This is a genomic window from Chitinophaga pendula (assembly GCF_020386615.1).
GTDB lineage: Bacteria > Bacteroidota > Bacteroidia > Chitinophagales > Chitinophagaceae > Chitinophaga > Chitinophaga pendula.
Genome location: NZ_CP077769.1, coordinates 885,760 through 900,415, shown reverse-complemented (window position 1 = coordinate 900,415; position 14,656 = coordinate 885,760). Strand labels below are relative to the sequence as shown.

The following is a 14,656-nucleotide window of genomic DNA, read 5'->3' as shown; positions in this document are numbered from 1 at the left end:
AATATTAAAAAAACCTTATAATATTGCAAATATAATAATTTAGCAGTCAAAAGCATATTAATCTATGAGCAAAATACCAGACGGTCCGGAAGGCGGGATACCTATTTCCTCTTCGCTGGAGGTGGCGGAGCCAGCTATTGAGACGGCGCGCCCAGTGAACAAACGCGTATTTTATTTGAGTGTGCAAGTGGTTATCAATGCTATTATTATCGGCGGAGTAGCCAAGTTGTTGGTAGCGTTGATCAACCTGATCACCAATATTTCTTTTTACGGGCAGTTTTCTTTTGAGGAGCAAGGGCCGGCGCATCACCAGCTGGGATTGTTGGTGATCGTGATACCGGTGATCGGGGCTATTATTATAGGGTTGATGGCGAGGCTGGGATCGGCAGCGATCCGGGGGCACGGTATCCCAGAAGCGATGGAGCAGGTGTTGACGAATGAGAGCCGTATCAAACCTATCATTACGTTATTGAAACCTTTATCTGCTGCTATATCCATTGGTACCGGCGGTCCGTTTGGTGCGGAGGGGCCCATTATTTCTACCGGGGGTGCTTTTGGTTCATTTGCCGGGCAGCTCATGCATATTTCTCCCAATGAGCGGAAGATCATGTTGACGGCGGGGGCTACGGCCGGTATGGCGGCTATTTTCGGCACTCCATTGGCGGCGGTGATGCTGGCGATAGAGTTATTGTTGTTTGAATTTTCTCCCCGGTCTATTATCCCAGTGGCGTTGGCTTGTGCGACGGGGGCATCGATGCACTTCCTGTTATTTGGTACGGAGCCTGTGTTTGCGATGCCCGGCATCCCGGAAGCCGGTTATCAGGCTTTGTGCTGGTATGTGTTGCTGGGGGTGTTGATAGGTATTATTGCGGCCGGTATTTCCAAAAGTATTTACCTGATAGAGGATGTGTTTGAGCGGTTGCCGATACACTGGATGTGGTGGCCTGCGATCGGGGCGGTTGCGATTGGTGTGGTAGGTTATTTTGCGCCTTATACCTTAGGGGTAGGATACAATAATATTTCGGAGCTGCTGAGCGGGACCTTACCACTGCAGCTGGTGCTGGGTCTTTGTTTTCTGAAGTTTTTGTCCTGGTCTATTTCGCTGGGTAGCGGCACTTCTGGAGGTACGCTGGCGCCTTTGCTGACGATAGGCGGTGCTACGGGCGTCACTTTGGGAATGATCGTGCTGGCGGTATTTCCGCACGCGCCTATCAACTTGTCTACCTGTGCGCTGATCGGGATGGCGGCGATGTTTGCCGGGGCATCGCGGGCACTGCTTACCTCTATCGTATTTGCGCTGGAGACAACGATGCAACCACACGGGTTATTGCCTTTGCTGGGCGCTTGTACGGCTTCCTATTTTATTTCCTTTTTCCTGATGCGCGGTACTATTATGACGGAGAAGATACACCGTCGTGGGGTGAGTACGCCGGATGTGTATGAGCCAGACGTATTGCAGTCTGTCAATGTGGATATGGGTATGGAGTGCGCTTTTGACACGGTGGCGGCGATGGCGACGGCCGGGCAGGTGAAGGCGCAATGGGCAATGGCCCGTACAACCCCAGCAGCACTGGTACTTAAAGGCGGGGACGATGCGGTAGCCGGTATCCTCTCGGTGCAGCAATTATATGCGGCGGCGGATGATGTGGCGCTGGTGTCGCTGGTCAGCACGACTAAACTATATGTGTATCCGAAGCGTACATTGGGTTTTGCAGTGGCATTGATGCACCGGTATGGGCTGGAGCATTTGCCGGTGGTAGATGAGCAGCAGAAGGACCGGGTATTGGGCGTGTTGACTCCTTCCTCCATCTTTTCGGCCTATTCGCGGTACCGGCAGTCGGGAGAGCGATATCAACGGACCATTTCTCTTTCGCAGCGGCGGAAGCGGTTGATCGTGAGTAGCCGGCATTGGCTGAAGACCTGATATATGGAATGGATATAGGAATCCTGTGATGGGGAAGCTGGCACAGATAACGCCGGTGAGGAAGGTCAGGCAGTCCTGATGCGATGTTCCTTGTTAACCCTTTTGCTGGCTATTGACATCATCATTACTGATCTTTTTTTTGGTCTTTTGTTCGAACATCTTTCCAAACTCCCAGTTGAAGGTAAGTTTTACGGTCTGTGAATAATAATGATTATTTAGGCTGGACCTGAATGTATTTGTATTCATGACATCTACCTGGCTGATGTATTGATTGAATGGGTTGATGGTGGCGAGCGTGACGGTCAACCTGTTTGCCGGAAATTCTTTTTTGACCGCTGCGCTGTAGTAGTACCTGGATGTTTTATATCCCTGTATGGTGACGGTGCGGGAGGTGAATTCGCCGAACAGCTGGATGGCGAAGTCAGCCGGCAGTTTATACATGGTATTAAGATTTACATCTGCGCCCCAGCCGCTATTGACGGACAGCAGCGGACCACTGTTGAAGTGAAGTTTGTTTGCATTGACATTGCTGTTCACATTCCACTGTGGAGATAGTTTGAAGGAGACGCTAAAATTCATCCCATATTGCTGATTGCCGGCCAGGTTCTGTTTGGAGGTAGTGAAGATACCCTCATTGTCGGTGCTGGTAAAATCGATGATACCATCCTGTGTTCTCTTATAGAACAATGCGGTGTTGAGGAACATACCACCAGGTGCGTTCCATCCGTATGACAGTTCACCCTGGTGTACCAGTTCGGGCTGCAGTTCCGGGTTACCAACGACGATGTTTTTAGGGTCGCTGGCATTGGCGTTCGGGTTGAGGTCCCAGATATAGGGCCGGGTGATCCTTTTGGTATAACTCACTGTCAGGGTTTGATCTGCGGGCAGTTTCCGGGTGATGGTGGCAGTAGGTATAAAGTTGACGAAGTTATTGCTGAACCGGGTGTTGATGTTTTTGAATTTACCATTCAGCCAGGTGCCTTCTGCGCGGGCGCCAGCTTCTACGTACCAGGCTTTAGACAGGTTCATTTTGAGCAAGCTGTATCCTGCCAGTACATCCTGGTGATAGGTGAATTTGTCGGAGCGATCGGTAACCAGCTGCAGGACGTCGGGTTGTGAGGCTTCTCCTACCCAAACGGTATAGTTATTACGTGCACTTCTGAGGATGGATTTTACGCCACTTTCCAGCAGGTATTTCCCTTTGGTATCCAAGGGATGGTTATAATCGGCCTGGAAGGTCCATTCCTGGTTCTGTGTACGTCCTTCATTCTTTTCGCGATACCTGACTTTTTCCTCAACCGGTGACTGTTGAGTATTGTATGCGTTGCGATCTGATGAAGGGGAGAACTGTGTGAGCAAGGTCAGTTCCTGTCCGTTCTTTTTGAATTTCCGGGTGTATCCCAGGCTGAAGTCGGCACCGCGGAAGGTGACTTTAGTACGAACGGACTGGGTGTATCTGTCGCTGATCCCGCCATTAGGATTGGTGAGGGTACTACGCTGATCTGTGTTTTCCGGCCAGTTGCCCAGCCAGGTATTTACACCCAGGCTGAACTCATTGGATTCGTTGGGGGTGAAACCTATGTTTAGTTCGGCAGAGCCGTGGGGCATAACATTATCCTTTACGGTGTATTGATCGATCCTGACCTGTGGACTGCCATCTTTGATGGCGGTTCTTTCCAGGGCGGTAGTGCTTTTATCGCGGATACGATGCAGGTGACCATGGAAGCTCATATTCCATTTTTCATTGGCCAGCGAAAACCGGGGGTTGAAGGCTTGTTGCCAGTTGCTGGCTGTGAGCTCTACGGCGACGCTCTTGTTCTGCTGTCCTTTTTTGGTGATGATATTAATCACGCCAGCGGCTCCTTCTGCATCGTATTTAGCGGAGGGGTTGGTAATGATCTCTACGGAACGGATGATATCTGCCGGCATCATGTTCAACGCATCAGCGGGGCTGCGTGCTATCTGCCCGGAGAATTTTCCATTGATCAATATCTTGAGGTTGCCGCTGCCACGCATGGTGACATTCCCCTGGGGATCTACATTCAGTGCGGGTGCTTTACGTAATACATCGGCGGCAGTTCCTCCTTTGTTGCTGATGTCACTATCGGCATTGTATACAAGCATCCCTGGTTTTTGTTCTATCAGCTGTTTCCGAGAAACGATATTCACTTCTTTCAGCTGGCTGGTGGTAGTGGTCAGTTCTATTTTCCCGAGGTTGGCGATACTTTTTCCGGTCGTTAGGATAAAAGGCATACGAGTCGGGTCGTATCCGACAGAGGATATTACCAGTATATATGATCCGGCGGTGGGTATCTTGATACGGAACAGGCCATCTTCACCGGAATAGGCGGCAGCGACCTGTGCTCCATCTTCTTTTATGACGCCCAATGTAGCATAAGCTACCAGTTGTTGTTTATCATCTTTTAGTGTACCCGTGACTGTGAACGTTGTTTGCTGCGATTGTCTGGCCGAGGTAAAAAGTGGCAGACAATTCATCAGCAGTAAGGTCAAAATAAAAGTCCATCTATAGCCCAGCATCCGCAATAAGGTTTAATATGTTTAGAAAAGGATTCGTAAGATCGGCATAGCAGCAGTATTCATTGCCATCCGTATAGGCAGCCGTAAGGCCAGGGAGCAGGTACAGGATAAAAGGAATAAATACTAGCTGTTTCATCGCACGGTTAGTTTGCGTACCCGGCAGGTTGAACACGGATACTTTTACAGGTGGACCGCTAAATTCATAAAGAAAAGGAAAGGAGGTTTTCGAAAACAGGAAAAATATTTACGAAAAAGGGAATTTCTCCTGCATATCAATGTATGCAGGAGAAATTCCCTTTAGTAACAGTAGAGAGAAAGGCTAGTAAATACCGAATAGCAGCCGGGTGATCTTAAATCGACGGATACCGAATTCGAAGACCAGCATGGAGATAATGAATGTGCTTACTGTCAGTAACAGGAATCCGGCGAATGGATTGATGTCGCTTCCAAGCACATAATAAGCCAATATAAACAGGATCGTCTGGTGTATGATATATACCGGTAGAAATGCCTGGGAGGCATAACGTAGTATCTTATTATTGATATTGAGGTATCGGGATGCATATCCGATAATAGCGGCTGTAAAACACCAGGCCACCATCCCCCGCCATGCATTGATCCATTGGACGGTGAGAGTGTCAAAGTGGGCGGTATCTATGAGACCGGTGAGTACGCCCCCGTAGTAGATGAAGACACTTATTAATGCGAAGGACAGACATATTTTGCGACTTTTCAGGAATCCGTTGTAGATAGCGGAATCGCTGGCTAACATGAATCCATATATGTAGTAAAAACACATGACAATGAAATTCAGGCTATCGTGTATGATATCCAGTACTCCGCTCTGTATATGTATCCTCAGGAAAAATTCTATCATTAAGATAGGCACTACTAGCAGGATATTACCGTAGCGGGAGGACAGCAACGTTCTGAGTCCTGGCATACGCTGGAAGGGGGAGACTTTCTTGATCCGAACGCACAGTGGTAGCAGCAATGCGGATATTACTGCCAGGTATCCGATGTACCAGAGGTGGTGCCAGCTGAGGTTGCCTGCGGGATATGGGGTGAGGTTGGTGAAGTAGTGTTGTGTGTACCAGGTGAAGTAGTTGTAATCTATTTCTCCTTTGTAGAGGTGTTCCAGGTATATCTGAGGGGGTACTATCACGAATACACCGAACAGGAGGGGGATGACGAGCCGACTGAGTCTGGCGGTGATAAATTGCAGCGGGTTGCGTTTAATCATGGCTATGCGGGCGCCATATCCGGCCACGAACATTAGTACCGCTACGTACCAGATGAGTACGATGGCGTTGAATATACTTAATGCGATGGATGTTTCTTTACTTTTCATGTGATAGGGAAAGGAGGAATACAGCAACGCCGCATGATATGGTATCAATATGGCGATACAGCCTGCTTTCACCCAATCAATGTAAAATAGCCTGGCCGGGTTGACGGCTTGTCCGGCTACTGCTACGGCCGGATCGATACCCGCCACCGGTACTGCCGGTACTGCTACTTTATCGTCTTTAAGCATAAAGCATACTTTTAAAGGTTAATAATAATTGAATAGTGTGATCAGTGGTAGTAGAGGGCGGCCCCCAGCTGTCCACCTGCAGCTGCGCTCAATATCAGGGTGATTTGTGCCTGTTGTGGCTGATATTGCTGTTCGCATGCATCGAGCAGTAGGGGTAATGTAAGTGTCTGCCTGTTGCCGGGGCCTTCAGGTAGCTGGATAACGGGGGCTTCCCAGCCCAGTTTGGCCTGTATTGCTGCGGCGGTAACCGGATCTGCGAAATGCGGGATGATGTAACTGATGTCGGAGGGTTTTAGGCCAGCGGTTTTCAGTAAGCGGTCAGCCAGTTGTTTCAGCAATGGAAGTATTTTTTTGCTATATGCCTCGATGCTGGTGATGCTGACCAGCGGATCTCCATTGGTCCATTGTACCCAGGCGGCACCATATTCCAGTAAATCCGGGTGGCTTTCGAACAGGCACTCCCCTATTCCCGCTTCAGTGGTTGTTGACTGTTCCAGCAGCCAGGCTGCTCCTCCTTCGTATATGCCTGCCGGTGCCTGTTGATTGAGGGTATTGTTTTCCATTTCGCCTGTACATACCAATGTGTAGGAGGTACGGCCGGTTTCCATCATGACGCCAGCGGTGTAACAGGCCTGGAGGAAGCCGAGGTTGCCATTGAGCAGGTCTATGCCAAAGGTAAGCGGTGCGCCTTGGGAGCGGCCGTTGTAAGCATTGAGATTGAGGTTGCCACAGATCATGGTAGCGATGGCCGGCTCGTAGATATGATCGTCGCGATGTACGCCGGTATAGAATACGAGGCCGATATCGGAGCGATCCAATTCCGGCACCTGTGCGAGACAGGCGGCAGCGGCATCTGAGGCCCAGCGTAAAGCGGATGGCCCCTCTTCTGTTTCGGATACGGGAGCGCTGAAGGCCCGGGCTTTTATGCGGGTGCGTTTGGCCAGTGTATTAACCAGCGTTATGTTTTCCGGCTGTTTTTTCTCTGTTGGGATACCGGTTTCCCAGTACTGGCGGACCCTGTCCGGCAGATCGTCCATTCCATAGAGGGCGGTGCCTATATTGAGGCCAGATCCGCTGATATACATCAGGAAGTTCTGCCAGGAGGGGATATTTCCTTTCAGGATATGGTCCTGCAGGGCTATCCAGTGGGTGGTGGTAGCGGTATTTCCTCTGTGGGAGATGTTATCGATCACATTACTGGCATGTGCCAGTTCTTTGCCCAGGAAACGATTGATGCCGATACGGGTATTGGCGATAGCGATGCTGGAGGCCTGGTGCATGAGCAGGAAATCTACCTGTTCGGGTTGCCAGCGGTTTTTTATCATGGTCTGCAATGCATGCCGGGCGGTTTCCATATGTCCGGCGTCCATCATGCCGATGGCATCTGCTCTTACTAACAAGCCGGCTCCCTGTTTGCTGGACCTCACGACACAGAGATCGCTGTAAGCGCCCATGGTGAACAAGTCGATATCGACAAAACCTTTGCCCGGTGTAGTGGTTGGCTCCAGGACCATTGCTAGTCCGCTATCGCCCAGTGTGAGGGCTGCGATTCCCAGGTCGAGGTAATCTTTTATTTCGGGTAAGTGATTTTGAGTGAGGTGTGTCAGGTATTCTCCGCTGACGAGCATGATGCGCCCGGCTCTACCGGTGCGGATATAGTTATCTGCCAGTAATAAGCCGGAGAAAATACCCGCGCATGCGTTGGAGATATCGAAGGTCAGGGCATTGTTGCAACCGAATTGTGCAGCGAGGCGGGCGGCCATAGAAGGTTCCAGCACCAGGCGTTCCTGGCCATCCATTCTGAATATGCTACAGGTGATAAGGATATCGATATCGGCCGGGGTATAGCGGGACATGGCGAAGCAACGTTCCATTGCTTTGGCGGCCATCCCGAAGGTGCATTCATCTTCTGCCGTCACATGGCGTGCTTTTACACCGGTGAGTTTTTCCATCGGGAAGCGGACGGTATTGACGCAACCGTTCAGCACTTCTTTGGAGGTCATGATCCTTTCGGGGAGGTAAGCATGGAAACTTTCGATATTGATGCGTAATGCTTCTCTGTCATTGGCGGCAGGTTGTCCTTGCTGATAGAGCATGTCTGCGGTAAATGACAATGTCTGCAAGCGATATTTATCAGCCGCTGCTTCCCCCTCTTTGAAAGGCGTCAGTGCTGGTGCCAGTTCGTGTATGGTCTGGAATTCGAACAAGGTTTCGGGGAACATTTTATATCCCTGCTCTGCCATTTTCATTACGACACCGATGCTCTGTAATGAGGCACCGCCGAGGTCGAAGAAGTTATCGTGGATGCCTATCCTGTCTGTGCCCAATATTTCCTGCCATACATTTACCAGCAGTTTTTCTTCTTTAGTTTGCGGGGCAATGTATTCACGGCGAAAGTTGCTATGGGACAGGTCTGGTTCCGGCAACGCATTCCTATCGATCTTACCATTGGGAGTGAGCGGTAATTTTTCGAGGAAGACAAAAAATGCCGGGATCATGTATACTGGTAGTTTCTTCAGTAGGGCGTTACGTAATACATCTGGCGTGAGTCCAGGGGTAGCAGGTACGATGTATGCTACCAGCCGGTTCATGGCATTGTTATCCTTTCTTACGGTCACGACTACTTTGGCCACGCCCTCCTGTTGGGACAGGTGATAGGAGATTTCCTCTGTTTCTATACGATAGCCGTTGACCTTGACCTGATAGTCGGCTCTTCCGAAATATTCAATATTGCCATCGGGAAGATACCTGGCGCGGTCGCCGGTGTTATATATGCGTTCTCCCGGTCTGAATGGGTCTGCGACAAATTTGCCAGCAGTCAGTGCCGGTTGGTTATAATAGTCAATAGCTAAGCCACGGCCGCCGATATAAAGTGTGCCCACCATTCCCGGCGGAACGGGTTGGAGGTATTGGTCCAGGACGTACAAGCAGGTATTGTCTACAGGGCGGCCGATGGGTACGTTGGAACGATCACTTTCCATGACCTTACTTATGGCGCTGAAGATGGTCGTTTCGGTGGGGCCATAGCCATTCCATACGCTTTTGTTACCAGCCAGCAGTTTATTAGCTAATTCGCGTGGGAATGCTTCTCCGCAGCAGATAACGGTCATGTCCGGTTTACCTTTCCATCCGGCATCAAGGAGCATCATCCATGTTGCGGGTGTAGCCTGCATTATGGTGATGTCGTGTTCTTCCAGCATTTTCGCCAGTGCGATGCCATTCTGTGTCACATTACGCGGGGCGATCACTACGGTTGCTCCTGACAGGAGGGGCAGGTATACTTCTAACCCGGCGATGTCAAAAGACAGGGATGTGACAGCCAGGAGGCGGTCATCTGCTGTGACATGCAGTTTGCGTTGCATACTATGCAACAGATTCATGAGGGCGATATGCGGGATACGTACTCCTTTTGGTTGGCCGGTAGAACCGGAAGTATAGATGATATACACGGGGTCTTCAGCAGCCACTATCTGTTGTACCGGTGCTGCCGCTTTATTTTTCCAGGCGGCGTCTGTTTCATCCATGTAGATCACTTTTATCCCATCTGCAGCCGGGTCCTGCAAGCGCTGGTGCGTGAGTAAGCAGCGAATACCTGCATCCTGCAGGATATACTGTTTGCGTTCTGCCGGGTATGCCGGATCGATGGGGACATATACGCCGCCGGCTTTCATAATAGCCAGTAAGGCGATCAGCATATCGCTGTTCCTTTCGAGGCTGACGCCTACGGGCTGTCCGGCTGAGATATCCTGTGCCAGGAGATAATGTGCCAAGCGGTTGGACCAGCGGTTCAATTCCTGATAGTTCAGTGTGTGTTTATCATCTATCACGGCTGTTCTACCCGGCGCACATAGTGCCTGTCTGACAAACCACTCATGAAAAGAATGCGGAACGGGTATTTGTATTGCTGTTTTATTCCAGTCTACCAATAATTGTTTTCGTTCGTCTTTATCTAAAAACGATATACTGGCGACTGGCTGTTGCGGTTGTGCCAGCAGCTGTCGTAGTAGTTGCTGGTAGTGTGTTGCCATTTTCTTCACTGACGACTGTTCGAAAAGGGCGGTGTTGTATTCCCAAACGGCGGTGAATGCGGGGCCATCTTTCCTGATGGTCAGGGAGAGGTCGAATTTGGCGGAAGGGATATCTACCGGCAAGAAGGTTGCTTTACCACCTTCCCACGCAAACGCTGTTTCTTCAAAAGCCTGCATTCCGAAGAGTACCTGGAATATGGGATGATAACTGGCGGCTCGTTTATAAGGCAATTGTTCCACGAGTTTTTCAAACGGTACCTGTTGATGATCCAGGTCTTCTGCCATTGTTATTTTGAGCCTGTTCAGTAATGTTTCGAAGGTGGTATCGTTGGAGAGCCGGCTTCTGATGGGGACCATGTTCACGAAAAAGCCTATGATGCCGGCCAGTTCTTTGCGTTCCCTGTTGGCTACGGGTGTTCCCGTTACGATATCTTCTTCTCCTGTATACTGACATAATAATACCTTAAATGCTGCCAGCAGCAATACGAACGGTGTGGTTTCGTATTGACGGCAGGCGGTAGTTACCGCGTTGGTCAATTCTTTATCCAATGGGTATTCGAAGGTTTCCCCTTCGAATGTCTGCATGACAGGGCGGGGGTTATCTACTGGTAGCTCCAGTAGGGGTGGTGCGCCATGGAGACGTTCTGTCCAATACTGTAGGGACGTGTCCATACCACCGTTCGTTTCCAGTTCGTGTTGCCATACTGCATAGTCGCTGTATTGCAGTTCTATCGGAGGCAGGACCGGTGATTGTTGATGCAGCAGGGCGTTGTAGGTGAGGGAGAGTTCCCTGATAAACACTTCCATGGACCATCCATCTGCGATAATATGATGCAGGCAACATACCAGGTAGGTGGCTTGTTTTCCTTTTGCAATGCGGATACGATAGAGGGGGCCTTTCTCCAAGTCGAATGGCGTGGAGGCTTCTTCTCGGATCAGCTGTTTAATCTTCTCTTCTTCCTGGGAATCGTGTATGGTTATTACCGGCAGGGATACCTGTTTATGCGGATGTACGAGCTGTAGTATATTCATACCATCCGGTTCGAAGGTGGTACGCAGGCTTTCATGTCGTTCTGTAACGAATGCCAGGCTTTGTTCGAATATTTCCGGACGGAAGTCACCTTCCAGCTTTAATGCGCCGATGATATTATATGCTTCATTCGCTCCTTTAAACCGGGATAATATCCAGAGTCTGCGTTGGGCAGCAGAAGTGGGGAATGCGAATATCTCTCCGGTTGCTACATTTTGCTCCATAAGGGTAATCAATATTTTGATGGTAGGATAATTAGTGTCGGATGAACTTTCCGCGATCGGCCCGTTTGATCTCGGGGGTAATGCCCGCTGTGGAAGCCTTTCGCCGAATGATCTCATTGCTTATCGTATGTATGGTGGGTGAGCGGAATACGGCACCCAGGGATACTTCCACGTCGAAGTACGCGGTGATCTCTGCCATGATCCTGGCAGCCAGTAAGGAATGACCTCCTATAGCGAAGAAATTGTCGTGAATGCTGATCCGTTCGAGGTGCATGGCTCTTTCCCAGATGGCCGCTACGGTTTTTTCTTCGGAGGTCTGCGGAGGAGTATATTCCTGTTCGCCTACTTGTTGTATATGCTGTAATAAAACATGGTGATCTACTTTTCCCTGCCTGTTGAGCGGGAAGGTATTCAACAGTATATATTTACCCGGGATCATGTAGTGTGGTAACTTATCGGACAGGAAGGTCGTCAATACTACGGCTGTTATTTCGGATATGGTTGTTTCCACGAAGGCGATCAACACTGCGGGGCCGGTAGCCGGCTGATGTTTGTGTATCCATACTGCGCTGACACCCGGGAATGTGGAGATTGTTGTTTCTATCTCTCCTGGTTCTATTCTGTATCCTCTGAATTTAAATTGCTGGTCTCTTCGCCCTACGAACTGCAGTTGTCCATATGGCAGGTAGCATACTATGTCGCCGGTTGCATATAGTCGTTCGTTGTCATTCCACGGCGCATTTATAAACCGGCTTTCGTTCAGATCGGGTCGTTTGAAGTAGCCCCCTGAAACACCTTTACCACTTATATACAGTTCTCCGGCTACGCCCATTGGTAAAGAGCGGTGTTGTTCATCTAGGACATAGACCTTTGCATTATTGAGCGGACGACCTAATGGTATATCAGCATTATATGCCGACAGTTCATACACCGGGTAATACAAGGATATAACGGTACATTCAGTAGGGCCATATGCGTTTACCAATACGCCTGCATGCTTACAATACGGCATTACCTGCCTGACGTATTCCAGGGAGGCTGCTTCTCCACCAAAAAATAACCTGTCGAAAGCGGCGACAAAGGCAGGGTCTTCTGTGGCAAAACGGTTGAACAGGGAAGTGGGTAGTAATGCTACATTTACTTTCTGTTCATTGACATATGCCAGCAGTGCTTCCCGAGAATAAACCGTTGAAACCGGCAGGATATGTAGTCCTGCTCCATTCAGCAATGCGCCGAATATTTCGAAGGTGCTGCCATCAAAAATATAATTCGACAGCTGCGCCATATTATCACCCGGACCGATGGGGAGGCATTTGTTATCTTTTACCAGGTTGACTACTCCTGCATGTAGTACCTGTACAGGTTTGGGGTGTCCTGTAGAGCCGGAAGTAAACATCACGTATGCGGTATCTTCTCCTGTAACCAGACAATCCGGTTCCTCTTGCTGCATGCGGCGGATGTGTTCTTCGTCACTATTGAATGCTATTATACGTATGTAAGCAGGCAATTCAAGCAATGCCAGCTGAGCGATGTCATCACAGACGAGCACTTCACATCCTGTGGCTTGTAACATAGCTTTTATGCGAGCCGGCGGGAGGTCGGGATCGACAGGCATATATGCAGCCCCTGCTTTGAGGATGCCTAATATAGACACCACTACTCTTGTCGACCGTTTCAGCATATAAGCCATTACCTGGCCTTTTGAGGCAGGGTATGACACCCGTATAAAATGTGCCAGCTGGTTGGCGTAGGTATCAAGATCACCATAGGTGATACTTGTATCTGGTGCTACTACAGCGTCCTGGCCTGCATATAAGGCAGCTACGGTGGCGAACAACCGATGTATTACCTCATTGTCCTTATGATCGATCACACCGCTATTCCATTCTTCCAGCTGTTGTTCCCAGGCTGGCCTTGTCCATTGCCATTCATCGAGCGGAACGTCCGGTTTGGCTATTGATTGCTGGAGATACCACAGATACTGTTGACAGAGGTCTTCTATAAAAGCATCATCGTAGGCTGCCGTTCTGTATTTACATTGTATATGCAGTTGTTCGCCGTCGTCGACTACGTCCAGGGCAATGGAGAACGGGCTTTGTTGTGGCAGATCGTAGTAGGTATTGCCGTATTGATCGGCTTTGGCGCCTCCTGAAGCTTTTGGGAATACCAGGTAATTGAGTACATGCTGCAGCAGCGGATGTTTTCCCGGCGCTCTGTCGATATCTGCCAACGCGAGGATATCGGAGAAGGGGTATTGTTTATGCGACAATATCCGGATGAAATTTTTTGTGCTGTCCCGCAGATGTTCTGTAAATGTATGCCTGGGATACCAGGTACTGGTAACCGGCAACAGGTTGACAAAATATCCGAGGGTATCTTTGAACAGTCTGTGATCTCTATTAGATACGGGTACGCCCGTTACGATTTTCTGCAAGCCGGTATATTTATGTACCAGCAGTTGAAATACGGATTGCAGCCAGGCAAAAGTGGTGACATTCTGACGACCGGTTTGCTCTTTGAGCTGTTGATATAGCGTGATATCTACTTTAAAGGTGCTGGCGGCCGTAGTGTCCATTTCTCCATCTTGTAGTTGCCTATAGGCCGCCAGTTCCCGCATTACCGGAAATTCCCCAGCCTGCTGCTGCCAAAACTCTCTGTATTTTTTGCCCATCTCTCCTGCCAGGAGATCCCGTTCGGCTATGACATGCTCCCGGAATGGTTTAGGTGTTGGTAATTCACCGGTAAGCGACATACCCTGGTATACTTCCTGACAATGTCGCATGAAGGCTTCATATATCAAGGCTTTACATTCAAAGTCATAGATGATATGATGGACGACGAACAAGATGATATGTTCTGCACTATTTTTTGAGAAGATGTACATGCGGGCTACGGGTCCATTCTCAAGGTCGAACGGCAGCAGTTGCTTTTCCAGTATCTTGCTTTGCAGCGTTTCATCTTCCCAGCCGGAGGCATCTACCATTTCGAGGGAGGGCATTGTTTTCCCGGTAACGCATTCCGGCTCTGTTGTTCCCATGCGGAATATTGCGGTGAAGAGGGGATACCAGCTGCACATGCTACGCATGGCTTTGCGGATGACCACGGGGTCGAGTGAAAATGGTATATGGATAGCAAATCCTGTATTGTAGGTAACATCTTCCGGATGCATTTTTTGCATTAGCCACAGTGATTGTTGTCCTGCTGTGAGTGGCCATGCCTGGTTATTTTGTCCGGTACCTGTTTCTTTTTTCAGGTTGTGCCTGATGTCTGTATCTTGAGAAATAGGGTGATCAAAGTGGCTCATGACCGTGGTTTTCTTAGTTGTTCAATAATATGGTTTCCGATCTTCTCAGTCATGGGGATACGAAGGATCTA

5 protein-coding genes are annotated in these 14,656 nt (G+C 49.5%); 1 reads left to right on the top strand and 4 read right to left on the bottom strand.

Features of this window, described 5'->3' with window-relative positions:
* Positions 1 to 64: 64 nt before the first annotated feature.
* Entirely contained in the window at positions 65 to 1,924 is a 1,860-nt protein-coding gene (locus tag KTO58_RS03580; RefSeq protein WP_095840703.1) for a chloride channel protein, read from the top strand.
* A 93-nt stretch (positions 1,925 to 2,017) separates the two neighbouring features.
* Here the strand turns inward: KTO58_RS03580 and KTO58_RS03575 are convergent, their stop codons facing one another.
* The 4 genes from KTO58_RS03575 to KTO58_RS03560 form a co-directional block, all read right to left on the bottom strand.
* Positions 2,018 to 4,462, bottom strand: a complete 2,445-nt coding sequence (locus tag KTO58_RS03575) for an outer membrane beta-barrel protein (RefSeq protein ID WP_095840704.1) — start codon at positions 4,460 to 4,462, stop codon at positions 2,018 to 2,020.
* Positions 4,463 to 4,781: 319 nt separating this feature from the next.
* A complete protein-coding gene (locus tag KTO58_RS03570) occupies positions 4,782 to 5,999 on the bottom strand; it encodes an acyltransferase family protein (RefSeq protein ID WP_095840706.1) in 1,218 nt (405 codons plus the stop codon).
* Positions 6,000 to 6,040: 41 nt separating this feature from the next.
* Complete coding sequence (locus KTO58_RS03565; RefSeq protein ID WP_198315030.1) at positions 6,041 to 11,281, bottom strand: non-ribosomal peptide synthetase; 5,241 nt, start codon at positions 11,279 to 11,281, stop codon at positions 6,041 to 6,043.
* A 31-nt stretch (positions 11,282 to 11,312) separates the two neighbouring features.
* Positions 11,313 to 14,585, bottom strand: a complete 3,273-nt coding sequence (locus KTO58_RS03560) for a non-ribosomal peptide synthetase (protein WP_095840708.1) — start codon at positions 14,583 to 14,585, stop codon at positions 11,313 to 11,315.
* Positions 14,586 to 14,656: the final 71 nt, after the last annotated feature.